This is a genomic window from Pseudomonas sp. p21, assembly GCF_001642705.1.
Lineage (GTDB): Bacteria > Pseudomonadota > Gammaproteobacteria > Pseudomonadales > Pseudomonadaceae > Aquipseudomonas.
In genome coordinates this window covers 323,061-347,285 of record NZ_LWBV01000005.1, presented here as the reverse complement: position 1 = coordinate 347,285, position 24,225 = coordinate 323,061, and the positions used below count along the sequence as shown (strand labels likewise).

Sequence of the window (24,225 nt, the reverse complement as noted above, 5' to 3'; positions counted from 1 at the left end):
CTTCATAGTTCGGCGGCTTTGAAGCCGAACGAGTAACGCTTTTCCACGCTGCGCAGCAGCACCAGCGACAGGCTGGTCAGCAGCAGGTAGAGCCCTGCCACGGTGAGGAAGAACGTGAACGGTTCATGGGTGGCATCGGCTGCGTTCTTGGCCTTGAACATCATGTCCTGCAGGCCTATCACGGAAATCAGCGCAGTCGACTTGATCAAGACCAGCCAGTTGTTGGTGAAACCCGGCAGCGCCAGGCGCACCAGCTGCGGCACGCTGATCCGCCAGAACACCTGCAGGCTGCCCATGCCATAAGCGGCCCCTGCTTCGGCCTGGCCCTTGGGAATGGCGAGAAAGGCCCCGCGAAAGGTCTCCGAAAGATAGGCACCGAAAATGAAACCCATGGTGCAGACCCCGGCGATGAACGGGTTGATGTCGATGTACTGCTCGTAGCCCAGCGCCAGCGCAAGACGGTTGATCAGGTCCTGTCCGCCATAGAACACCAGCAGAATCAGGACCAGGTCAGGAATACCGCGCACTGCCGTGGTGTAGATCTCGCCCAGGGCTGCCAACCAGCGCAGTGGTGACAGCCGGCAGGCGGCGCCGGCCAGGCCGAGGCTGATGGCCAGGGCCATCGCCATCAGGGCCAGGCTGATGCTTAACCACGCGCCATCGAGAATGCTCGAACCGTAGCCGTGAAGCATGATGAAAGTCCTCGTCAGCCGGGGGTTATTGGCCGTAGATATCGAACGGGAAGTACTTGCTCTGCACTTGCTGGTAGGTCCCGTTGGCGCGAATGGCGGCAATGGCGGCGTTCAAGCGCGCCAGGTTGGCGCTGTCCCCCTTGCGCACGGCAATCCCCGCACCCCGACCGAAGTACCGGGGGTCGTTGATATCCGGACCGACAAGCGCAAAACCTTGGCCGGTGGGCGTCTTGATGAAGCTCTCTTCGGTATTGACGATGTCGGCGAGGGTGGCATCCAGCCGTCCCGCGGCCAGGTCGAGGAAAGCTTCGTTCTGCGAGGCGTAGCGCACGACCTCGACACCTGCATCCTCCAGCTGCTCGGTAGCGAAGCGGTCATAGGTGGAGGCACGCTGTACGCCGAGCTTCTTGCCTTTGAGGTCCTGCGTCGGGTCGCTGATCTGGCTGCCGGACTTCATCGCGAACTTGCCCGGGGTGTGGTAGTACTTGTCGGTGAAGTCGACGGACTTGAGCCGATCTTCAGTAATCGACATTGACGACAGCACGGCGTCAATCTTGCGCACCTTCAACGACGGGATCATCCCGTCGAACTCCTGGATCACCCACTGACATTTGACTTGCATCTGCGCGCACAGGGCGTTGCCGATGTCGTAGTCAAAGCCGGCAAGTTCGCCTTCGGGGGTGCGGTAGGAGAAGGGCGGATATGCCACTTCGATCCCGATGCGCAGGCTGCCTTCGTCAGCCTGGGCCAGTGCGCTGCAGGCACAGAGTGCCAATGCGCCTAGAAGTCCGGTCTTGTTCATATTATTGACTCCGGTGGATAGGGCAGTACCGGGCTGAGCCCGTTGTGGGGCTCGGTTCGGCATGAAGAAAAATGACATGTTTAATTTCACAAATCAATATCAATGAAAATATTTGTGTCAGCCTGGCGACTGCCGGTCATCCGGCGTACACGGAGGTGGGTGCGAAGATGGCTGCTGCGTGAGGCGCGAGGCTGGCCTGGCGTATCGTGTCCTGGCTCGCTGGGCGACCACGGCACTTGCATCACGCTATACTCCGCGCCTTTTGCCAGCACCGGAATCCGCCCATGCGCCAGGTTTTGCTCATCGTCGATGTCCAGTCCACCTTCAGCCCGCCCGAGTGGTTGGTCGATGGCCTGCGCCGGTTGTCGGCCAACATCCCCACCATTGCCTCGGTCGAGTTGCACGATGAACAGGTCACGCCGTTCGAGCGCCAGCTCGGCTGGCACCCGGCGGCGGAGGACGAGAGCCTGGTCGAAGCCGACCAGGTGTTCGTCAAGCATGGCTACGGGCAGAGCGCAGAGGCCATCGAGTACATCCGGCAACTGGGTGTGGAGCGGGTGCTGGTATGTGGGCTGCAGACCGAAACTTGCGTGCTGGCCGCCGGTTTTGCCCTGTTCGATGCGGGGCTGATGCCCACCTTGGTCACCGACATGACGGTAGGGTCTTCGCTGGACAGGTCGGGCAAGCTGGGGATCGAGCTTTGGCAGCATCACTTCCGCCAGGTCACCACCTCGGCCGAGGTGCTCGCCGAACTGGCCCTACGAGGCTAAGGCATGCAGGCATCATGCGGGCATGCATCTGGGCTGTGCTGTCACGTAGAGAACTGAATTCGCAAGCGGTCTGTGGGAGCGGCTTTAGCCGCGAAGAATCCAACGCGGAGCCTGGCACCGGCTGTGCCGGTGTTCGCGGCTAAAGCCGCTCCCACAGGGTCCCTGCTAATTCAATGAGTCGTGTGCAGTTCTGTGGGACATGGCCCAGTCTTTTGGGCTGCGCTGTCACGTAGAGAACTGAATTCGCAAGCGGTCTGTGGGAGCGGCTTTAGCCGCGAAGAATCCAACGCGGAGCCTGGCACCGGCTGTGCCGGTGTTCGCGGCTAAAGCCGCTCCCACAGGGTCCCTGCTAATTCAATGAGTCGTGTGCAGTTCTGTGGGAGCGGCCTTGTGTCGCGAAAGGGCTGCAAAGCAGCCCCGGCAATCTCAAGCCGTTTGCAAGGCCCGCGGCCGCTGGCTGCGTTGCTCATCATCCGCATGCGCTGCCGGCTGCAGGCAGAAGTCGAACACCACCCGCGCCACACCGCCTTCGAGCCGTTCCACCTCGCCCACCAACCCGTCGCGGGTAGCATGGGCAAAGTCATCCCACAGGTACGCGTCACCCGCCAGGTTGATCTGTGTGGTCAGGTGCCGGTACCCCGGTGCACTGATGAAGAAGTGGATATGCGCAGGGCGCTGGCCATGCCGGCCCAACTGGTCCAGGCAGGCCTGGGTCGGGCCATCGGCCGGGCAGCCGTAGCCGCTGGGGACGATGCTGTGGGCGCGGTAGCGGCCTTGGGCGTCGGTGACAATGCGGCGGCGCAGGTTATAGGCCGACTGGTCGGAATCGAAGTAGGAATACAGGCCTTGGGTATTGGCGTGCCACACGTCGACGATAGCCCCGGCCAGCGGCTGGCCGGCCAGGTCCAGCACCTGGCCTTCAAGCAGCATCGGCTGGCCAGGGTCACAGCCGTCGTCCAGCCGCGCCTCGCCTTCGCACAGCGGCGCACCGGCCACGTACAGCGGACCTTCGATGGTGCGCGGGGTGCCGCCGGTATGCCCGGCCTGGCTGTCGCGGGCATCGCTGAGCAGGTCGAGGAAGTGCTCCAGGCCAAGGCCGGCCATCAGCAGTCCGGCTTCGTTGCGGCTGCCCAAGCGGTTGAGGTAGTCGACAGCGGTCCAGAATTCGTCGTCGCTGATCGCCAGGTCTTCGATCAGCTTCGCGCTGTCCTGCAGTATACGCAGCACAATCTGCTTCAGGCGTGGGTTGCCCTGGTCGTTGCCAACGCCTGCCGCTTTCGCGAAGAAGGCTTGTACTTCGGGGGAATGGGAAATCGCTACAGTCATGGTTGCCTCACCGGTCGTTGTTGTTATTGCGGTGCAAGGCTCAAGGCAAATGCGATGCCATGTTTATAACTGTTTGATATAAAAGATTTTTTTGTTTTTTAGGTACCGATCGCCGGCGCGCGCTCGATCATATGATCAATCCGCGCCAGCGCAATTGCGCAAATGCTCAAGGCTTGTCGGTCACGCTTTCGCCTGGTGATTTCTTCAGCCGATAGGCCAGGGCCGGGCGGGTCATGCCGAGCAGGCGCGCGGCTTCCGAGACGTTCTGCCGGCAGCGCTGCATGGCTTCCTGCATCAGCGCTTCCTCGACGGCATCCAGGCCGGTGCCGCTGTCGAGAATCTGTGCCACCCAGCCGGGCGCGGCCTGGTCACTGGCCGCCACCAGCCGACCATCGCTGCCCAGGCCGATGCTGTCGGTGGCCGGTGGCGCATGCGGGAACAGTGCATCCAGGCCGATGCTCTGGTTCTCGTCGGTGATGATCACACCGCGCTCCATGAGGTTTTCCAGCTCGCGGATGTTGCCCGGCCAGTCGTACTGCAGGCACACCTGCAAGGCCCGGTCGCTGAGGCCACGGGTCTTCTTGCCGTAGCTCTGGTGCAGGCGGCCGAGGAAGTGCTCGATCAGCAGCGGGATGTCTTCGCGGCGCTCGCGCAGCGCCGGGATATGCACCGGGAACACGTTCAGGCGGTAGAACAGGTCGGCGCGAAAACGCCCGTCCTTGACCGCCTGTTCGAGGTTCTCGTGGGTGGCGGCGATCACCCGTACATCCACCGGCCGCGTGCGGCTGTCACCCACCCGTTCCAGCTCGCCTTCCTGCAGTACGCGCAACAGGCTGGCCTGCGCGCGCGGCGTGAGCTCGACGATTTCATCGAGGAACAGGGTGCCGCCGTTGGCCCGCTCGAAGCGGCCCATGCGCGCCTGCTGGGCGCCGGTGTAGGCACCTTTCTCGACGCCGAACAGCTCGGCCTCGATCAGGTCGGGCGGGATGGTCGCGCAGTTCAGCGCCACGAACGCCGCGCCGGCGCGCTCGCTGCGCAGGTGCAGGCTGCGGGCGATCACCTCCTTGCCGACCCCGGTTTCGCCCAGCAGCAGCACCGAGGCCTTGCCCGGGGCCACCTTGTCGGTCAGTGCACAGCAGCGCCGGTACACCGCCGACTGGCCGATGCCGTAGAACTGTCCCGACTCGTACTGCAGACGCTGGCGCAGGTTGGCCACCTGCACCTGCAGCGATTGCAGCTCGTCGATCACCGGGTCGCTCTGGAAGTAGCGCAGGAAAGTCTCGGCATCTTCCCACTGTTCCACCGGCTTGCCGATGATGCGGCATTCGCTGCCACCGCAGCCGCGGCAGCTGACTTCCTTGTAAAGCACCTGGCGACCGAGGAAGAACGAGCTGTAGCTGATCGCGTAACCCAGCAGCATCCAGCACACCGGCTGTTCGGAATGCAGGCCTTCGGACTGGCAGTTTTCCACCTCGAAGGAGTCCTGCCACTCGATGTCGGCGTAGAAGTGGCCGCTGTCCATGTCGATTTCCAGCTGTAGCGGGCGCACCTTGACCATGCCCTTGAGCGAGTGCAGCTGCGGGCCGATGAAGAACATCTCCACCGGGTTGCCGTTGGGGCGCAGCTTGCGCGCCAGTTCGGCGTCCTTCAACCCCGACTGGTAGCCCAGGCGCAGGAAGAAGCCCTTGGCCCGCTCCACACCGAGCATTTCGATCAGCTCGCGGCGCATGCTGGCCATGGTCGCGGCCTGCACCAGCAGCATGCGCTGCTCGTCCAGCCAGATCTTGCCTTCGGTGCCGAGGAACCGCACCCGTTCGGTGAGGTCCTTCAGCGCCGGTGCAGGTTCCGGCGCCCTGTACTGGGTAATCATTCGCTTGCGCCCCTTGCTTGTAGTTGTATGGGGAGGTGGCGTGCGCCCGCTCAGGCAAGGCGGGTACTGGGCACGCCGGGACGACCGCGGCGCTGCAGGCAAGGCTCGGGTCGCTCTTTTACTAAACCGCCTGAAAGCGGCGCAAAAGTCAATCGCCGGCCTTGTTCGCCATTTGCTCGAAGCGCCCTGGCCCGATTGAGCAAATGATCAATCGGGCCGGCGGTGGCGCGCCGGCCGCACAGGGGTTGGTCAACCCATCCATGATTTAAAAATTTTTTAAAAACAATTGCTTATGTCTTGGCTTTGCGGTTTTTCAAGCGCCTGGCACAGCCGTTGCTCTTGCCCTTGGCACGTCCAACTGGAGCACCCGCGCATGACCCCAGCCACCACACCCTTCGAGCAGATGCCGCGCTACGTCCGCGTACGCAGCGAGCCGGACTCCACCTTTGTCGAGTTCGACTTTGCCATCGGTTACCCGGACCTGTTCGTCGAACTGGTCCTGCCGCGTACGGCCTTCGCCAGCTTCTGCGCCAGCAACCGGGTCCGCCACATGGACGCTGCGATGGCCGCCGCCGTCGATGCCGACATGCAGAAGTGGCGCTATGGCGAAAGCCGCGACGAGGACGAATGAAGCGCCGTTTGTCGGCACGTTGCATCCCCACAACAACAAGTACAGGACGCCTTGCATGAGTATCGAGATCAAGACGGCCACGGTCGAGCCGATCCGCCAGACCTTCAGCCATACCCGCCGCCGTTTCGGCGACAAGCCGGCCAGCCGCTACCAAGAAGCCAGTTTCGACATCGAAGCGGCCACCAACTTCCACTACCGCCCGCTGTGGCAGCCCGACAAGCTGCTCAACGACCCCAGCCGCACCGCGCTGCAGATGGCCGACTGGTACGCCGTCAGCGACCCGCGCCAGTACTACTACGGCACGTACGTGCAGGCCCGGGCGCGCATGCAGGAAAACGCCGAGCACAGCTTTGCCTTCTGTGAAAAGCGCGAGCTGCTGGCCAGCCTGCCGGCGGCAACCCGTGCCCTGGTCGCACGCCTGCTGCTGCCGCTGCGCCACGCCGAACTGGGCGCCAACATGAACAACAGCGGCATCGCCGCCGACGCCTTCGGCACCAGCGTCACCCAGATGCACATGTTCCAGGCCATGGACCGCCTGGCCATCGCCCAGTACCTGTCGCGCATCGGCCTGCTGCTGGAGGACGACGGCCTGGCACTGCTGGCCGAGGCCAAGCAGCGCTGGCTGGACGAGCCGGCCTGGCAAGGGGTGCGGCGCTATGTCGAGGACAGCCTGGTGATACGCGACTGGTTCGAGCTGAGCCTGGCGCAGAACCTGGTCAGCGACGGCCTGGTGTACCCGTTGCTGTTCGAACACTTCGATGCGCAGCTGGTGGCCGCCGGGGCAGGGCAACTGGGCATGCTCACCGAGTTCATGCGCCTGTGGTTCGCCGAGAGCCAGCGCTGGGTCGATGCGCTGGTCAAGACCGCGGTCGCCGAGAGCCCGCACAACCGCCAGCTGATCGAAGGTTGGGTCAGCCAATGGCGCGGGCGAGCCGTGCAAGCGCTGCTGCCGCTGGCCGAGGCCGGCCCCGGCCGCGACGCGCTGGATGCCTGCGACAGCGCCTTTGGCGCACGCCTGAAAAAACTCGGCCTCAGTGGAGACGCCGCATGACTTCCCTCGTCTACATCGCCTTCCAGGACAACGACAGCGCCCGCTACATCGTCGAGGCCATCACCCAGGACAATCCCCACGCCCAGGTGCAGCACCAGCCGGCGATGATCCGCGTGCAGGCCGAAGGGCGCCTGGAAATCCACCGGGCCACGGTGGAAGAAAAAATCGGCCGTGAATGGGACGTGCAGGAAATGCTGATCGACGTGATCACCCTGGGTGGCAACGTCGAGGAAGACGAAGACTGCTTCGCCCTGCACTGGAACTGATCCGCACAACGACAAGAACCCGGAGACCACCATGGCCGCCAAGCGCCTCAACCAGAAAGACAAGTACCGCTGCCTGACCCGAGACCTGGGCTGGGAGCCGAGCTACCAGAGCAAGGACGCCATCTACCCCTACGAGCGGTTCGAAGGTATCAAGATCACCGACTGGGACAAGTGGGAAGACCCGTTCCGCCTGACCATGGACGCCTACTGGAAATACCAGGCCGAGAAAGAGAAGAAGCTGTACGCCATCTTCGATGCCTTTGCCCAGAACAACGGCCACCAGAACATCTCCGACGCCCGTTACGTCAATGCCCTGAAGTTGTTCCTGAGCGGTGTCACGCCCCTGGAGTACCAGGCCTACCAAGGCTTCGCCCGGGTCGGCCGGCACTTTGGCGGCGCCGGTGCGCGGGTGGCCTGCCAGATGCAGGCCATCGACGAGCTGCGCCACGTGCAGACCCAGGTGCACGCCATGAGCCACTACAACAAGCACTTCAACGGCCTGCATGACTTTGCCCACATGCACGACCGGGTGTGGTTCCTGTCGGTGCCCAAGTCGTTCTTCGAGGATGCGCGCACGGCTGGCCCGTTCGAGTTCCTCACTGCCATTTCGTTCTCGTTCGAGTACGTGCTGACCAACCTGCTGTTCGTGCCGTTCATGTCGGGCGCGGCGTTCAATGGCGACATGGCCACGGTCACCTTTGGCTTCTCGGCGCAGTCCGACGAGGCCAGGCACATGACCCTGGGCCTGGAGGTGATCAAGTTCCTGCTGGAACAGCACGAGGACAACGTGCCCATCGTGCAGCGCTGGATCGACAAGTGGTTCTGGCGTGGCTATCGGTTGCTGACCCTGGTCGGGATGATGATGGACTACATGCTGCCGAACAAGGTGATGTCCTGGGCCGAAGCCTGGGAGGTGTACTTCGAGCAGGCCGGCGGCGCGCTGTTCAAGGACCTGGAACGCTACGGCATTCGCCCGCCCAAGTATGTCGAGCAGACCACCATCGGCAAGGAACACATCAGCCACCAGGCCTGGTCGATCTTCTACCAGTACAGCCAGGCCACCAACTTTCACACCTGGATCCCCACCGACGAGGAACTGGACTGGCTGTCGGCCAAGTACCCGGACACCTTCGACCGCTACTACCGGCCACGCTACGAGCACTGGCGCGAACTGCAGGCGCGCGGCGAGCGCTTCTACAACCCGACGCTGCCGATGCTGTGCCAGGTGTGCCAGATTCCGCTGGCCTTCACCGAGCCGGATGCGCCCACGCAGCTGAGCCACCGCAGCCTGGTGCATGAAGGCGAGCGTTACCACTTCTGCTCTGATGGCTGCTGCGACATCTTCGCCTTCGAACCGGAAAAGTACGTGCAGGCCTGGCTGCCGGTGCACCAGATCCTGCAGGGCAACTGCGGTGGCGGCGATGTCGAGGCAGTGGTGCGCGACTACTACAACATCGCCCCCGGGCAGGACAACTTCGAGTACCAGGGCTCACCCGAACAGCAGCGCTGGCAGGCCGTGCAGGGCACCGAGCGCCAGGCCGGCTGAGCCACTGAAGCGCCAGGGCGCCGTTGCAGCGCCCTGGCCCCGACAAGAACAAGAGGAACATTGCCATGCCCGTGACCGCCATCGGCACCTACACTGCCCAACCCCTGGACCGCCAGGCCAACTTCCACGGCGCCCAGCTGGTGTACCTGTGCTGGGAAAACCACTTGCTGTTCTGCGCACCCTTCACCCTGCCGGTGGACCCGGCGCAACCCTTCGCCGCCTTCATCGAGCAGGTAGTCAAGCCGGCCATTGCCCTGCACCCGGATGCCGCCCGGGTCGACTTTACCGTGGCGCGCTGGCGCCTGGACGAGCAGCCGTTCAGCCCTGACCTGGCCTGTGGCCTGGCCGCCAACGGTATCGCCCACAAGAGCCTGCTGCACCTGCATACCCCTGGCCTCGATGGCCTGGGCGGCAGCCATAACTGAGGAATGCTGCCATGAGCTACCAAGTCACCATCGAACCCACCGGCGAACAGATTGAAGTGGAGGAGGGCCAGACCATCCTCGAGGCCGCCCTGCGCCAGGGCGTGTGGCTGCCGTTTGCCTGCGGTCACGGCACCTGTGCCACCTGCAAGTGCCAGGTGCTCGAAGGCGAAGTCGACCTGGGGGCGGCCTCGTCATTTGCGCTGATGGACATGGAGCGCGACGAGGGCAAGGTACTGGCCTGCTGCGCCATCCCGCAGAGCGACCTGGTGATCGAAGCCGACATCGATGTCGACCCGGACTTCGCCGGCCTGCCAGTGCAGGACTACCGCGCCGTGGTCACCCGGCTGGTGGAATTGTCGCCGACCATCCGCGGTGTTCACCTCAAGCTCGACCGGCCGATGGCCTTCCAGGCCGGGCAGTACGTGAACCTGCAACTGCCGGGCATCGAAGGCACCCGGGCGTTCTCCCTGGCCAACCCGCCGCAGCAGGCCGACGAGTTGGAGCTGCATGTGCGCCTGGTGGAAGGCGGCGTGGCTACCGGGCACATCCACCGGCAGCTCAAGGTGGGCGACGCACTGGAGCTGTCCGGCCCTTACGGGCAGTTCTTCGTGCGCAGCTCGCAGCCGGGGGACCTGATTTTCATCGCTGGTGGTTCGGGGCTGTCCAGCCCGCAGTCGATGATCCTCGACCTGCTGGCGCGTGGCGACACCCGGCGCATCACCCTGTTCCAGGGCGCCCGCACCCGTGCCGAGCTGTACAACCGCGAGCTGTTCGAGGCGCTGGCTACCCGGCATGCCAATTTCAGCTACGTGCCGGCCCTCAGCCAGGCCGCCGAGGACGTGCAGTGGCAAGGTGTGCGCGGCTACGTGCACGACGCGGCCAGGCAGCATTTCGAGGGCCGCTTCAACGGTCACAAGGCCTACCTTTGCGGCCCGCCACCGATGATCGATGCGGCCATCACTTGCCTGATGCAGGGGCGCCTGTTCGAGCGCGACATCTTCATGGAGCGCTTCTACAGCGCCGCAGACGGCGCCGCCGACGGCCAGCGTTCGGCCCTGTTCAAGCGCATCTGAACCCTTTGCTGCCCGGCTCCCTGACCTGCGGGGGGCCTGCGTGCACCCGACCGATAACAACAACAAAGGTTGACCCGATGAACCCGACCCTAGCGAACCTGCTTCGCCTTGCCGTGTGCGCCTCGTTGTTTGGCGCTGCCAACCTGTCCCATGCCACCGAAGGGGGCGGCACCTCGTACCCGCTGGGTGCCGAAAACTACATGTCCGGCGCCATGCCGCCGCCGGGCTTCTATGGCCAGCTGTTCGTCAACCATTACGAAGCCGACAACCTGCGTGGCAACGACGGGCGCAAGCTGCCGGTGGACTTTCGCGTGCGCGCCAACGCCATCGTGCCGCGGCTGATCTGGGTGAGTGACTACACGGTGCTGGGCGCCAGCCTGGCGCTGCATGCGATCGTGCCGCTGGTGGACGTCAAGGTGTCGCTCAATGGTCAGTCGCAGCACAACAGTGGCTTGGGCGACGTGATCTTCGGCCCGGCGCTGGGCTTTCACCACAGCGACAAGTTCCACAGCATCCTGGCTTTCGACATGATTGCCCCCACCGGCCGCTACGACAAGGATGACCTGGCCAACCCCGGGCGCAACTACTGGGTGTTCGAGCCGGTGTATGCGATGAGCTATGTCGACCCGGCCGGGCTCAACCTGGATGCCAAGGTGATGTACGACTTCAACCGCCGCAACCCGGCCACCGATTACCGCTCGGGCCAGGAATTTCATGTGGACTATGCCGTGGGTTGGGGGCTTTGGAATGGTTGGGTGCTGGGGGTAGGGGGGTATTACTACCGGCAGACGACAGACGACAATCAGGATGGCGAGCGCATCGACGACAACAAAGGGCGCAGCTTTGCCGTTGGCCCGTCGATCAAGTACAGCGGCAAGGATGGCTGGTTCGTGACGGCGAAATGGTCGAAGGAAACCGGAGTGCGCAACCGTGCACAGGGTGATGCCTACTGGTTGAAGCTGACCTTGCCCTTCTGAAAAGGGGCTGCTGTACAGCCCATAGCCGCGGTTCGTCGCCACCACAAGCCAGCTCCCACAGGGACCGTACAGGCCTTACATCAATTTTCAGGCCTGCATGGTTCCTGTGTTAGCTGGCTTGCCGGCGATGAGGCCAGTGCAGGCAGTACAAGGCAACCTGAACTGGCCCGATCCATCAGGCCACATCCACCAGTACGATCTCGCTGTCCTCGATGGCGGTCACCCGCAGCACCTCCTCCTGCTCGATCGCCACACCATCGCGCGCCTTGGCCCGCAGCCCGTTGACCTCCACCAGCCCCTTGGCCGGCACCAGGTAACCCCGGCGTGCGGCATCGAAGCGGTACTCGGCAGTTTCACCGGCACGCAGGGTGGCAGCCACCAATCGCGCATCGGTGCGGATCTGCAGGCTGTCTTCATCGCCCGCGCGGCCGCTGGCCAGGGTCACGAAGCCTTCGCCACGCTCACCTTTGGGGAACGGCCGGGTACCCCACTGCGGTGCTTCACCGGTGCGCTCCGGCACGATCCAGATCTGGAAAATACGCGTGTCGACGTCTTCCAGGTTGTACTCGCTGTGCACGATGCCGGTACCGGCGCTCATCACTTGCACGTCACCGGCTTCGGTGCGGCCTTTGTTACCCAGGCTGTCCTGGTGGCTGATCGCGCCTTCACGCACATAGGTGATGATTTCCATGTCGCGGTGCGGGTGCGGCGGGAAGCCGCTGCCGGCAGCGATCAGGTCGTCGTTCCATACCCGCAGGTTACCCCAGTGCATGCGCGCCGGGTCGTAGTACTCGGCAAACGAGAAATGGTGGTGGGCATCGAGCCAGCCATGGTTGGCGTGGCCGAGGCTTTCGAAAGGTCGCAGTTGCAGCATGGTCGTGCTCCTTGAATCAGTGGAATGACGCCATGATGCGCTAAAGAAACATCGAAAATAAGCGTAAATATCGGCTTAAAATTATCAGTAAATTAGATTTGTCTGGGTGGGGTGTTTTATCCGCTTCATCGCCTAATCCACTGATCTGCAAGCATTCGCTGGCGATTTTTTGTCGATGCGGCGAACATGCCCGCTGATTTTGTTTTTCAACGGAGTGACCGTGGCCCACGAGCAACCCCAGGCCCCCGCCGACCTTACCCCTCCTGCCCAGCTGCCCTGGTTGCGCCGCCTGGCGGCCCGCCTGCTTGGGCGTGGCCTGACCCGCCTGCAGGCCCAGCACCGCGACTCCTGGTTCCTCGGCCACGCCAGCGGCCAGCGCAGTGGCCATGCCGATGGCGTGCGTGAAGGGTTCGAGCGGGGGCGGGTGGAAGGCTATGAGGCCGGGCGCCAGGTGCTGGTAATCCGCGATACCCGCCCCGACACCGCCGCCGTGCCGGGCCAGGATGACAACCTGTTCGATGACTGGCGCCTGCCTCTGACTGCCGAGCTGAAAAAGCGCTTCAAGGCCGATGTCGCCCAGCGCCTGCCCGCCGAGGCCCAACCCAGCGCCGCGCAATGGAAGCTGATTTTCAGCGATACGCCGTCCACCTGCGTGGTGGCCGGGGCCGGGGCGGGCAAGTCCACCTCGCTGGTACTGCGTATCCTGCTGTTGCGTCATTACCTGGGCTATGAGCTGGATGCGATGACGGTGGTCACCTTCACCCGCGAGTCGCGCAAGGACTTCATCAAGCGCCTTTTGCAGGTGTTCGCGCTATGGCAGGTCAACTTGCAACCGGTGCAGGCCCGCGAGCTGGTGCGCACCTTCCATTCGCGCATCCTGCCGCTGGTGCGCAGCCTGCCTGGCTTTGGCCAGGTGCGCGCGTTCGAGACGCTGGGCAACGAGATGCCTGCCGGGCGTGAGGCCGAGGCCGAGAGCAACCCGTTCGACCTGCGCCTGAACGATGCCCAGCGCCAGCAACTGAACCAGTGCTACAGCACCCTGCTGGGCGAAAGCCCACGTTTTGCCGAGCTGGTTGGCCTGTTGCGCAGCGAAGCCCTGCAGCTGAAACCGCTGGACCCCAATAACCCCGATGTGCAGAAGCGCGCGCAGGTAACCCAGCTGGCTGCCCAGCGCGACGAAGAGCTGTGCGACGTGATCGAGGATCTGTGGTTCGCCGCCGGCGCCTGGCCGATCAAAGGCATCGAACCCTGTCGCGAGACCATCGAGATCCGTGGCAGCCGCTTCCATGTGCATGGCCGTCTGGCCGGCCAGGGGCCTTTGCTCGTGCTGGGCTTCGACCCGGCGGAAAGCGCGCAGTACCAGCGCCCCGGCGCCAAGCTGGCGGTGCGCGCCGAGTGGGCGGTCAAACGCACCCTGTTGCAGGCCTTCTGCGACCAGCCGCTGATCTGGCTCGACAACTACGCCATGGCCCGGCGCCTGGCAGCCTCGCTGGCCGGTGATGCCGTGGCCGGCCCTGGTTTTGAATACAAGGTCAAGGGCGAGCTGGCCCCGGCGCCGCTGCTCGATGCCTTTGTCGGAGCGGCGAACTTCATCGAGAACCTGGGCCTGGAGGTGAACACGGCCGTGGCGGCGATGAGCTTCCCTTCCGGCGACAGCGATGCGCTGTTCTTCGAGGCCCTGGCCCTGTACTGGAAGGCCCTGGAGGTGCACCTGCTGGACCAGTCGCCGCCGGTGATGAGCTACAACCGCATGTTCGCTTTGTTCGGCGAGAACAACCCGGAAAACCTGCAACTGCTGCCCGACCCGTTGCTGCGGCCGCTGGCGCACCTGATGATCGACGAATTCCAGGACGTGTCGCCGCAGATCGTCAGCTGGCTGCGCGCCAGCCTCGCCGAGATCCGCCGGCGCGGCCCGGCGATGCACACCGGGCGCAATGCCCGGCATTCGTCACTGCTGTGCGTGGGCGACGACTGGCAGTCGATCTACGGCTGGCGTGGCAGTTCGCCCAAGTACTTCATGGAGTTCACCAAGGCCTTCCCGTCGCCGGTCAACACGCGGGTGATGCTGGTCGACAACTACCGTTGCCAGCAACAAGTGATCGATGCGGCCGAACACTTGGTCAAGGGCACCCCGACGATTGCCGGCAAGAAAGCCCGCGCCAGTGGCCCGGCGGCCGAGGTGCCGGGCTCGCCGGTCAAGGTGTTCGACCGAGACGAGGCCGCCTTGGGTGAAACGCTGATCGAGCACTACCAGCGTGGCGAGACGGTGATGATGCTGTACCGCAAGGGCAGCGACAGGGCGCTGATGAACGACCACCTGCAAAGCGTGCTGCAAGCCGAGGCCGCGTTGCCCGCCGAGCACCGCCGGCTGCGCCAGTTGACCTACCACAGTGCCAAGGGCTTGCAGGCCGATGCAGTGTTCATGCTGGGCGACTGCCAGTACCTGACCAGCTCGCCCTACAAGAACCAGGTGTATCGCCAGGCCGGGCTGGGCAAGGCCGGTGATGCTCAACCCTTCGATACCGCGCAGAAAGAAGAGGTGCAGCGCCTGGCCTACGTGGCGGTAACCCGCGCGGTCAGACACTGCTATTGGCATGTGGAGGCAGCCAACGCAGAGGCGGCGGCCGCGCCTCGTGCGTCTAGCCAGGTGGATGGGCGGCAGGCCTTCTTCGAAGACCTGCGGGGTCATTGATCAGCGTTCAGGTACCGAGGACTTCCGTTTGCCGGGTAAGGCTCAGCAACAGCCCGGCTTCCACCTGTTGCTGTTCGTGGGTCAAGGCGTTCGTGGCCTTGACATAGGCGGCCTCATTGAGAGGAACCCGACGTAGCGTGCCGTTTTCGTCCAGCGCTGGGGCAGGCATTTCCGGGGCCAATGCACGTAATATCGCGTTGTCCAGGTGAGTGATCGGCTCCTGGCTTTCATCCAGGCAATAAAAGAGGTAATCGAGGCCCGGGCGCCAGAAGTCGGTAATGGCTTCGAACTGGCTGGCATATTGGCGCTTCAGGTAGTCAACCCAGACCGGCTGTTCGGTCATCCACTGCTGTCGGGCGGTGGTGTCGGCATCGAGTTTGCGCACGGCATCGTGCACGTTGTCGATGATTTGCTGGTTGATCCTTGCGGTATCCCGATAGAGCATGCCACTGCTGGGTTCGGGGAAATCAAGCTTCTCGGCCAAGGACTGGCGCAGTGCCAGGCGGACTTCGATATCATCGACCAGGCCCGTGGCCAGTTCTGTATCGGGGAAAGCCGCCGGTACATCCAGTACGTCATGCGCCGGTAACTGCTCGGCCGTGGCATTTTCCTGCAGCGCCTGCTTGCGCAAGGTGCGTTGCAGGCTGATGCGATCGGCCAGTTCGTTGACTTTCTCGCGACGATACAGCTTGCGGTAAAGGTCGAACAGCGGCTTGGCCGTGTCCCGTGCCTGCCCTGACGCCTGGTAGGCCAGCAGCTCCACCTCCAGGGCGCTGAATGCATCGGCGCCGGCATCACCGCAAGTAGGGGGGAAGGCTTGCGCCACCTCGTTCAGCCGCTCGCGCAGCGCCGTTTCCTCGTGAGCCTGCTCCAACAGCGTCCACACTCGTCTTTGCAAGTCTTCCGGATCTCTTCGTGCTTCCACCGAATTGGCCAGGCGCTCAAACACCGCTTGCAGGTCGCCATGGTCGTCGTGATCGAACAGGTCGGACCACAGCTGATTCTGATGGTCGGTCGCAGAATCGCGCCAGAGTCCTTGCCACTCTGGCCTTTCGGGCTCTTGCTCGTAGATATTGACGCCGCTGGCTCGCAGGCGTCTGGCCGACTCGGCTTCGAGATTGTTGTAGTTGAACAGCCAGCGGCGCTCAGGCAGGCGGGCGGCGACATCCCGCGCATAGGGGCTGCGCAGGATGCTTGCCAGGTCCGGAACATGGCGAATGCGGTTGGATGAGAGTTCCAGGTAGCGTAACTGGTACTGTGACTGGCTCATCAGGGTGGTCAGGCCAGTGGGCAATGCCTGCAGATCGCTGTTGTACAGGTTCAGGTGCTGCAGCCGCGCCATGTAGCTTACATCAGGCGCATGCTGCAGCGGGTTGAAGTCCAGGTCCAGTCGCTGCAGGTGGATCATGTCCTGGAAGCGCGTGGCGAGGTTTTCATCGAGCGTGATGCGATTGTGCCCCAGCCGCAGGACCTCCAGTGACCGGCGGCAGAGGAACGTCAATGTTGCCTGATCCAGTGTCAGTTGGTTGCGGCGCAGATTCAGCTGGCGCAGGCCTGGCATCGCAGCCAGCACCCGCTGTGCGGTGGGTGAGAGGGTAGCAAGGGCGTTGCCGGTCAGGTCCAGCGTGCGCAGCCTGGGCACCGACGCAAGTGCCTGGAGCAGCGATTCTGCGTCGATATTCGGGTTGCCCGTCACTTCCAGCACTTGCAGGTTGGGGAAGCATGACAGGAACGCGGTGTTCAGTCGCTGCAGCTCCAGCCCGATCAGCCTGAGTTCACGGATATGGGGCAGGCGGGCCGTGATCGCTGGCAACTCGGATAAATGCATTCGTTCCAGGATGAGCCTGCCCTGGTTGCCAGGTTCCTCCCGCCGCCAGGCATTCTTGAGCAGTCCCGCAAATTCTTGTCGCTCAAACAGTTCAATGCTGTGCGTGCTAGAGCACCATCTATCCAAGTCCTGCTTCAGATTGCTCCATTCTGTCTGCAGTCGCCGGATCTCCGACCCCAGGTCACCGCTCTGGCCCAGTTCGACCTGCAGTGCACTGATCTGGCTGCTGCTCAGTGAGGGGAAAAGTGACTTGAGCCGACGTGTTGCGGCGCTTGCGCTGAGCGGGGCTGCACCTCGACCACTGAGCGGGTAACCGATTTGCCCATGTGCCAGGCGCATGGGCGAACGAAAGCCTGGCTTGATGGGCTGTTGACCAAGCAGCGTGGCGCAGCCAGGGCGGTCGGCGAGGGCGCTAGCCAGCAGCTCGGCGTCGCTTGCTTGCGGCTGCCTGGCTGCCAATGCGTCACGCAGCAGTTGGCTGTCGGCGTTGCTCAGGCCTGGTCGATAGAGACCAAGCAAGGCACGATCGAGGCGGGCGCGGGCTTGCAGGTAGCGGGCTTCTTCAGCCACGCGCAAGGGCACACGGCCACTCTTCATGCGCTCGCGTTCGGTGCTGCCGGCATGCGTGACGAGCTCTTCCAGGGCATTGTCAGGCAAACCGGGAAACTGGCGGCCCAGGGTCTGCGCTTCGTCGCCAAGCGACGGTCGGTGGCTTTCCAGCATGCTCGCGAAGACTTCGCTACGACGCGCTGTCAGGCGGTTGGCCAATAGCTCGCTCAGGGCGCTCGGACGCTGCTCTGCTGCAGTATCTGGCAGTAGCTGTTGTATGGCGTCTTCGGCCATCCCTGCCAGTACAATCTCGCTCATTTTGCCTTCGTCGAGCTCTGAGCGGCCGATCTCGATCTGCAACGTGTCGGGTTTTGGCTGCGTGCCGAAGTAGACTGCCTCTCCCCATTTTTCGGCACCGGTGAAGACTTTCAGTCTGTAGCGCGCTGGCCAGCCAGGCAGGCGCACCAGTTCCGGCAGCGCGAAGTTCATGTGTGCAGCCAAGGGCAGGCCATGACGTACCCGGGTGATGATGCTCTGTACGTCGTTGTCCAGTCGCAGGCGCAGCATGGCATCGGCCAGCAAGGCCGGCGGCGGAGACCCGGTGATCTGGTTGCGGCGTAAAGTGGAAGCATCGACTTCGGTAATACGCAACGCGGTAAGACGCTCCGATGCATCCAGCCCTTGGCTGAACCGGCCCAGCTCCTCAAGCAACTGCGTATCGTCCCATTCGAGCGGGTTGTCGTGGGCCAATTGCCAGCGCTGGTCACCCAGGTAGCGTAAAACCGGGGTGTAGGCATCGGGGTCGTTCGGGTGGCGCACACGCCACTGTCCGTTGGTTTCGAACACCTCATACAGTTTGCCTTGAAGCCGGACATGGGGTTTGTCATCGATGCTGTAGAGCCCTTCGGAATTCGGCTGTACATCGACCGGCAACGTGTTCAAGGTGCTGTAAGGACTCATGTCGGGGTGCCAAAGCCGTTCGCGGCCATCTTTCCAGACACTGTTCAACGCATCGACGAACCCTGATGCCTTGAGCGCCTGGCTGCCGACGGCGAAACCGGCAATCACGGCCGCATTGATGGCCAGTGACTCCAGTTGCTGCAGCGCTTCCTGGGTATCGCCTTCTTCCCAGGCTTCGAAACCGATGAACACCGAATCCATGAGATCGTAGGCAAATACCCCAAGCATCACGGCATCCAGCCCAGGCACGAAGAAGGCGGCCACATTGAGCATGTTCATGCCTGCGTCAAGCCAATGCTGCAGCCGTTCCTTGCGTGCCTTGGCGTCGGCATCGGCGGTCGGCACCGCGATCGTTCTGGCATCTGCCTTGAGGCGGCGCTTGTGGTCTTTGTAAAGCACTTGCCAGATAGGGAGGGCCAGGCTCGTCCGGCTGAAGTGCAGCTCAGGCTTTTCCTTGGGTTTGCGCGTTGAAGCGCTTTGCTCGAACAGCGCATTTTCGAGCTTGCGGCCAAGTTCGACCTGGCGGTCCTTGTAAGCGAAGCTGATCAAGTGGTGGCGAAACGTGGTTTGCAGCAGGCGTTGACGTACGTGAGCGCCGGCCTCTCGCAAGGAAGCAAATTCCCTCACCGGGTGTTGGGTATCCTGGGGAATGTAGAGCATGCAGGGGTTGCTCTGGTCGGCTTCATCGGGGCCTATCAGCAGTACGTCATGAATCGGGATGCCGAACAGGCTGAAGCGCCAGCAATGAAGCTTGTGATCGCCGTAGCGCGGCGTGCTTTCGTTGTCGCATAGCTGTACCAGGGCGTCGCGACCTTTGAGCGTCAACAGGTTCTTGAGATAAGCGACCATTGCTTCGGCTTTCAATGCCTGCCGGCTTGCATCGGTCCACAGCTGCTCGATCGTGGCCTTAGTTGGGCCTTCATAAATGCTCTGCAAGTGGTCTTGGTACTGTTGGCCCAGGTCCAGGCTGCGGCAAAGGCTGACGAAAGCTTTGAGTTCGAGACCGGAAAGTGAAGTGTCGTTCTTCGGGCCAACGGTCAGGGCGTCGAATGGCCCCACCTCCCCAGGGCCTTCGAAGTTATGCAGTGCAGCTTCCAGCAACGAACGCCTCTGTGGCGGCCCGTCGCGGCACTCGATGTACGAGTCGTCACCGTCGATTGAAATTTCGAGGCCGGGAGGATTCTGCAACGTGATGAATCTCTTGAACGGTTGGTGCAGATACTGGGCTTCGTCAACATTGACATTCTGACCCAGTCGGCTCTCCAGCAAGGGTTTGCAGAATTCGCTTATTTGCCTGAAGTCCTTGAGCGCGACTCGCAGTGCCTTGAAGCCGGCATCGCGAGAGTCAATCAGCTGCCGAACCTGTGCTTGATCTTCATCGCTAGCTGCAGCGTACCAAGCGTAAGGCGAGCCGTTTTCGTCGAGGTAGTCCTTGCGCATGCTCTGCACGACGCGGCGGGTGTGGTCGGGGTGCATCGTTCGGGCCCAGGCAGGCAGGTTACGGACAATCTGGGCCTGATGGAAAGACACCGGGGTGGTGGACATGCTGAATGCTCCGTGGTCAATGGAGGCATCAGTCGACAGGTTTCGCCTCGGCATGCGGTGGTATTTAGTTGAATGCACAGGTCGGTCCTGTGCACGAGAGCGTCGGTAGGGGAGCAGCGCGGGCAGGGCTGGTGGGAGATGGTGGAGTACGGCATGGCGTAGGCATGCTGTATGGGTGACGCCGGCGCATGGGGTGGGGCCGGCGCCATGTGATGCCTGGCCATAGGTCGGCATTCTGTCAGGGAGAACTACGATGCATTCGCTGTGCAGTCCCAAGGATTACCTGCTGGACCTCAACGGTATTGAGATAGCGGTACGGACCTGGGGGCCGGAAGACGGCATCCCGGTGTTGGCCGTGCATGGCTGGCTGGATAATGCGGCCTCGTTCGAACGCCTGGGGCCGTTGTTGGAGGGCTGCTTCGTGGTAGCTCCCGACCTGGTCGGCCACGGCCGTTCGGACCATCGCCGCCACGACAGTGGCTACTACCTGTGGGAACATGCCGAGGACATGCTGGCGGTGACCGACAGCCTGGGCCTGGCGCAATTTCATGTGTTGGCGCATGGCATGGGTACCGGGGTGGCGTCGCTGCTGGCGGCCATGACCAGCGGTATCGCCAGCATGACCTTCCTCGACGGCATGGGTGCACCATTCACGGTGGCCGAGGATGACCGCGTGCAACACCTGGCCCGGGCCTATCGGCTCAAGCGTATGGTGCAGCGCAGCCAGTTGCAGGGCTTTGCCGAGCCGGCCGTCGGCCGTTTCGAGGACCTGGAAACGGCCCTGGAGCAACGCCGCGAGCGCCTGGACACCGAGTTGTCGGAAGGGGCAGCGCGGCTGCTGGCGCTGCGTGACCTGCTGCAGTTGGGCGAGGGTTATTGCTGGCGCCACGACCCGCGCCTGGTGCTGCCCGAGCCCATGCCGCTGACCGAGCGCGAAGCCTGCGACCTGCTCAGCCAGATCCGTTGCCCGTTGTACCTGCTGTTCGGCCGCCAGGGGGCATTCACCGGTGAGGCCTTTAACCGGCGTCAGGCGGCCTTGCCCAGCCAGGCGAAGATCTCCTGGCATCCGGGCGGGCACCACTTCCACCTGGATGCACCGGACCGGGCGCTGGTCGACCAATTGTTGCGCATCCTGGCCCGTCATGAAGGGGACGTGCTGCAACGGTTGGTGAACGAGTAGGTGAACCTGGTCATGCCGTGCGGACCTGGGCTATGGTGGCTGTGGGAGCGGCTTTAGCCGCGCACACCGGCGCAGCCGGTGCCATACAACGCGCTGGATTCTTCGCAACTGAAGCCGCTGCCACAGGGTACGTGGACCGCTTGCGAATCGAGTTCTTTGCGTGACAGCGCAGCCCAAAGGGCTGGGCGATCCTCTACAGGAATCCAGCAGCCACAAGGAGCCCCGGCATGCGACCGTTCGCCATCAAGCACATCGACCACCTCGTCCTGCGGGTCAGCGACCTGCCGCGCAGCATTGCCTTCTACACCGAGCTGCTCGGCTGCACGGTCAGCCGCGTGCGTGAAGACCTGGGTATGGTCCACCTGGCTACCGGCACGGCGATGATCGACCTGGTGACCCTGGACGGCCCCCTGGGGCAGCCTGGTGGGGCGGCGCCGCGGGCTGAGGGGCGCAACCTGCACCATTTCTGCCTGCGCATCGAGCCGTTCGACGAGCCGGCACTGACGGCCTACCTGCAAACCGCGGGGGTCAAGGTCGAACCTGCCGAAAAGCGCTATGGCGCTGAAGGCGAGGGCCTGTCGCTGTACTGCTACGACCCGGACGGTAACCAGGTCGAGCTGAAAGGGCCGGTACCGGCAGCGGAGGCGCCATGAGTAACCTGCACACCCGCGAGCACTGGATCGACACCGCGCAAGGCAAGCTGTTCGCCCAGGAATGGGCGCCACTGCAGGCGCAGGGCGCGCCGATCGTCCTGCTGCATGATTCGCTGGGTTGCGTCGCCTTGTGGCGCGAGTTCCCGGCGCAGCTTGCGCAAACCACCGGGCACCGGGTAATCGCCTACGATCGCCTGGGCTTTGGCCGCTCCGACGTCCACCCGGGCAGGTTGCGCCTGGGCTTTGTCGAGGACGAGGCGCAGCAGGGGTTCACGGCGCTGCGCGCGTATTTTGGCATTGGCGATTTCATTGTCTTCGGCCACAGCGTTGGCGGCGGCATGGCTGTGGCCTGTGCGGCGGCGTTCGCCAGCCAGTGTGCGGGGCTGATTACCGAATCGGCACAGGCGTTTGTCGAGGCTCGTACCCTTGAAGGCATTCGCGTGGCCGACCGGCAGTTTGCCGAACCCGGGCAGTTGCAACGGCTGGAGCGCTACCATGGCGGCAAGGCCGAGTGGGTATTGCGCGCCTGGGTGGACAACTGGCTGGCCGAGGACTTTGCCGGCTGGAGCCTGGATGCCGTGCTGGCGCAGGTACGCTGCCCGCTATTGAGCCTGCATGGCGATAACGACGAGTTCGGCTCGCCTGCACATCCCGAACGGCTGGTGGCGCTGGCTGGCGGGCCGGGGGTGATGCGGCTGCTGCAGGGCTGTGGGCATGTACCGCACCGAGAGCAGGCTGAGCGGGTATTGGCAGAGGTCGTACAGTTCTTGCGCTAAACGTTCGCTTGAAACTGGCTACGGTCCCTGTAGGCGCGCGTGGGGCTTACATGCGCCGTTCGTTCAAGCGCCCACCTTGCCCCTGGGCCAACACTGGCGGCTCCAACTTGCCTGGAGCCACCCATGCGTATCCTCTACGCCCCATTGTTCTTCTTCGGTTTCATCGCCGCTGCACTGGCGCTGGCAACCCGCCCGCTGTGGCTGTTGCCACTGCTGGCCAGCGCTGTGTTGCTGTCATTCACCTGCGAATGGCTCATCCCTTACAAGACCGCCTGGAACCAGACGCAAGGCGAGGGTCGACGTGACCTTTGCCATGCCTTGGTCAACGAGTGCCTGACCCTCTCCAGCGTGGCATCCATCCCACTGCTGGCCAGCTGCCTCCCGGCAACCGACCTGTGGCCCGTCCATTGGCCGCTGGCCTTGCAGTTGCTGTTGGCAATCGTGGTAGCGGACCTGGGCATCACCCTGGTGCATTACGCCAGCCACCGCAGCCCGCTGCTGTGGCGGCTGCATGCGGTACACCACAGCGTTACCCGGCTGTACGGCTTCAACGGCTTGCTGAAACACCCCGTGCACCAACTGCTCGAAACCCTGGGCGGGACTCTGCCGTTGCTGGTGCTCGGCCTGCCTGTCGAGGTGGCTACACTGCTGGCGTTCAGCGTGTCGATCCAGTTGTTGCTGCAGCACGGCAACGTGGACATGCGCATCGGCGGCTTGCGTCATGTGTTCGCCTGGGCGCCGGTGCACCGCCTGCACCACCTGAAGTACGGCACCACCGGTGACGTCAACTTCGCACTGTTCTTCCCGCTATGGGACCGTCTGCTTGGCACGGTGCTGTACTTGCCAGGCTACGCGCTGGCAGATGACGACATGGGGATCGGTGACCGGCCGGATTATCCGCAGGCCTACCTGGCGCAACTGCGTGAGCCTTGGGTGAGCGGCGATGCGCAACCACCGGCCCTGCTGCCGGCAGCACTGCGCCAGGCGTTAGCCGAACGTGCGTAGGCGCAGTCGACGCAAGGCGGTGCCGGGGGGCATGCCGAACTGACGGCGCACGCTGCGGGTAAAATGCGCCGAGTCGGCAAACCCTGCCAGCAGTGCTGCTTCGGTCAGGCTGGCGCCGCCCAACGCCAATTGCAGGGCCACGCGCAGGCGCTGCCACAGCACCAGGCGCCGTACCGACAGCTCCAGCGTGCCGCTGAACAGGCGCTCCAACTGGCTGATCGACAGCGCGGCGGTACTGGCCAGTTCGTAGGCCGGCAGGGCCCGTTCGTCCAGCGCACGGATGCGCTTGAGTGCTTTGCTCAGACGCGGGTCGAGCGGGCGGCGGGGCCACTGCCGCAGGCACTCGGCCAGTTGCTCAGGGCTGTTGCCGGCTTGCTCGCAGACCTGTGCCAGGTCTGCCACGTCGAACGCCAGGGGCTCGGCGAACAAGGTAAGGCAGGGTATGCCATGGCTGAGGATGGCGTGTGGTTGCTGCGACGGGATGACCACCTGCTGGCCGCTATAGCGCTGCTCGCCCAGGCATACCTCGACATCCGCACCGAGGCCGATCAATACCTGGTGCGCGTAATGCGCGTGGCTGTCGGTTTTGCCTAGCGTGGTCAGCAGCAGGCAGTGATCGCCCGCCAACCAGATATCGCCTTGCCAGCCCTGTGTCGCCTTATCGTTCATGCAGCCCTCTTGTGCGCCTGGTCGTGCCAGTGGATATCCCGGCAAAGCCTATTATGCTTCAGTTA

The 24,225-nt window shown here is 63.5% G+C and carries 20 protein-coding genes; 13 read left to right on the top strand and 7 right to left on the bottom strand.

Annotated elements, in window-relative coordinates; translation table 11 throughout:
• Positions 1 to 2: 2 nt before the first annotated feature.
• A complete protein-coding gene (locus A4C63_RS17160) occupies positions 3 to 692 on the bottom strand; it encodes an ABC transporter permease (RefSeq protein ID WP_063913730.1) in 690 nt (229 codons plus the stop codon).
• 25 nt (positions 693 to 717) lie between these two features.
• Positions 718 to 1,494, bottom strand: a complete 777-nt coding sequence (locus tag A4C63_RS17155; RefSeq protein ID WP_063913729.1) for an ABC transporter substrate-binding protein — start codon at positions 1,492 to 1,494, stop codon at positions 718 to 720.
• Between the two features lie 284 nt (positions 1,495 to 1,778).
• Between A4C63_RS17155 and A4C63_RS17150 the strand changes: the two genes are divergently transcribed.
• Positions 1,779 to 2,264: an isochorismatase family cysteine hydrolase gene (locus tag A4C63_RS17150; protein ID WP_063913728.1), complete on the top strand. Its 486-nt coding sequence runs from the start codon at positions 1,779 to 1,781 to the stop codon at positions 2,262 to 2,264.
• A gap of 426 nt (positions 2,265 to 2,690) precedes the next feature.
• On the opposite strand, the gene catA is transcribed toward A4C63_RS17150, so the two are convergent.
• On the bottom strand, positions 2,691 to 3,590 hold the full coding sequence (gene catA / locus A4C63_RS17145; RefSeq protein ID WP_063913727.1) for a catechol 1,2-dioxygenase: 900 nt from the start codon (positions 3,588 to 3,590) through the stop codon (positions 2,691 to 2,693).
• Positions 3,591 to 3,756: 166 nt separating this feature from the next.
• Positions 3,757 to 5,460 (bottom strand): sigma-54-dependent Fis family transcriptional regulator, encoded by a 1,704-nt coding sequence (locus A4C63_RS17140; protein WP_063913726.1) that lies wholly within the window; start codon positions 5,458 to 5,460, stop codon positions 3,757 to 3,759.
• 373 nt (positions 5,461 to 5,833) lie between these two features.
• Between A4C63_RS17140 and A4C63_RS17135 the strand changes: the two genes are divergently transcribed.
• The 7 genes from A4C63_RS17135 (at position 5,834) to A4C63_RS17105 (ending at position 11,429) form a co-directional block, all read left to right on the top strand.
• Entirely contained in the window at positions 5,834 to 6,091 is a 258-nt protein-coding gene (locus tag A4C63_RS17135; RefSeq protein ID WP_063913725.1) for a phenol hydroxylase subunit, read from the top strand.
• Between the two features lie 55 nt (positions 6,092 to 6,146).
• Positions 6,147 to 7,142, top strand: coding sequence for an aromatic/alkene monooxygenase hydroxylase subunit beta (locus tag A4C63_RS17130; RefSeq protein WP_063913724.1), 996 nt, complete (start codon positions 6,147 to 6,149; stop codon positions 7,140 to 7,142).
• Positions 7,139 to 7,408 (top strand): MmoB/DmpM family protein, encoded by a 270-nt coding sequence (locus A4C63_RS17125; RefSeq protein ID WP_019097310.1) that lies wholly within the window; start codon positions 7,139 to 7,141, stop codon positions 7,406 to 7,408. Before A4C63_RS17130 ends, A4C63_RS17125 begins: the two co-directional genes overlap by 4 nt.
• Positions 7,409 to 7,439: 31 nt before the next feature.
• Positions 7,440 to 8,954, top strand: a complete 1,515-nt coding sequence (locus A4C63_RS17120; RefSeq protein ID WP_063913723.1) for an aromatic/alkene/methane monooxygenase hydroxylase/oxygenase subunit alpha — start codon at positions 7,440 to 7,442, stop codon at positions 8,952 to 8,954.
• A gap of 65 nt (positions 8,955 to 9,019) precedes the next feature.
• Positions 9,020 to 9,379, top strand: coding sequence for a phenol hydroxylase subunit P4 (locus A4C63_RS17115; protein WP_063913722.1), 360 nt, complete (start codon positions 9,020 to 9,022; stop codon positions 9,377 to 9,379).
• A gap of 11 nt (positions 9,380 to 9,390) precedes the next feature.
• A complete protein-coding gene (locus A4C63_RS17110) occupies positions 9,391 to 10,452 on the top strand; it encodes an NADH:ubiquinone reductase (Na(+)-transporting) subunit F (protein ID WP_063913721.1) in 1,062 nt (353 codons plus the stop codon).
• 77 nt (positions 10,453 to 10,529) lie between these two features.
• Entirely contained in the window at positions 10,530 to 11,429 is a 900-nt protein-coding gene (locus A4C63_RS17105) for a transporter (RefSeq protein ID WP_063913720.1), read from the top strand.
• Positions 11,430 to 11,604: 175 nt separating this feature from the next.
• On the opposite strand, the gene A4C63_RS17100 is transcribed toward A4C63_RS17105, so the two are convergent.
• Entirely contained in the window at positions 11,605 to 12,303 is a 699-nt protein-coding gene (locus A4C63_RS17100; protein ID WP_063913719.1) for a pirin family protein, read from the bottom strand.
• A gap of 175 nt (positions 12,304 to 12,478) precedes the next feature.
• Between A4C63_RS17100 and A4C63_RS17095 the strand changes: the two genes are divergently transcribed.
• Positions 12,479 to 14,995 carry a UvrD-helicase domain-containing protein gene (locus tag A4C63_RS17095; RefSeq protein ID WP_063913718.1) on the top strand — a complete coding sequence of 839 codons (2,517 nt, stop codon included), beginning with the start codon at positions 12,479 to 12,481 and terminating at the stop codon, positions 14,993 to 14,995.
• Positions 14,996 to 15,002: 7 nt separating this feature from the next.
• Here the strand turns inward: A4C63_RS17095 and A4C63_RS17090 are convergent, their stop codons facing one another.
• Positions 15,003 to 19,877 carry an NEL-type E3 ubiquitin ligase domain-containing protein gene (locus A4C63_RS17090; protein WP_371106081.1) on the bottom strand — a complete coding sequence of 1,625 codons (4,875 nt, stop codon included), beginning with the start codon at positions 19,875 to 19,877 and terminating at the stop codon, positions 15,003 to 15,005.
• A 253-nt stretch (positions 19,878 to 20,130) separates the two neighbouring features.
• Between A4C63_RS17090 and A4C63_RS17085 the strand changes: the two genes are divergently transcribed.
• The 4 genes from A4C63_RS17085 (at position 20,131) to A4C63_RS17070 (ending at position 23,491) form a co-directional block, all read left to right on the top strand.
• Positions 20,131 to 21,057, top strand: a complete 927-nt coding sequence (locus tag A4C63_RS17085) for an alpha/beta fold hydrolase (RefSeq protein ID WP_063913717.1) — start codon at positions 20,131 to 20,133, stop codon at positions 21,055 to 21,057.
• Between the two features lie 227 nt (positions 21,058 to 21,284).
• The gene (locus A4C63_RS17080; protein WP_063913716.1) at positions 21,285 to 21,710 is read left to right on the top strand and encodes a VOC family protein; all 426 of its coding nucleotides are present in this window, start codon (positions 21,285 to 21,287) and stop codon (positions 21,708 to 21,710) included.
• Positions 21,707 to 22,486 (top strand): alpha/beta fold hydrolase, encoded by a 780-nt coding sequence (locus A4C63_RS17075; RefSeq protein WP_063913715.1) that lies wholly within the window; start codon positions 21,707 to 21,709, stop codon positions 22,484 to 22,486. Before A4C63_RS17080 ends, A4C63_RS17075 begins: the two co-directional genes overlap by 4 nt.
• Before the next feature lie 123 nt (positions 22,487 to 22,609).
• Positions 22,610 to 23,491, top strand: a complete 882-nt coding sequence (locus A4C63_RS17070; RefSeq protein ID WP_063913714.1) for a sterol desaturase family protein — start codon at positions 22,610 to 22,612, stop codon at positions 23,489 to 23,491.
• Here the strand turns inward: A4C63_RS17070 and A4C63_RS17065 are convergent.
• Complete coding sequence (locus A4C63_RS17065) at positions 23,474 to 24,160, bottom strand: AraC family transcriptional regulator (protein WP_063913713.1); 687 nt, start codon at positions 24,158 to 24,160, stop codon at positions 23,474 to 23,476. The genes A4C63_RS17070 and A4C63_RS17065 overlap by 18 nt on opposite strands.
• Between the last annotated feature and the right edge of the window lie 65 nt (positions 24,161 to 24,225).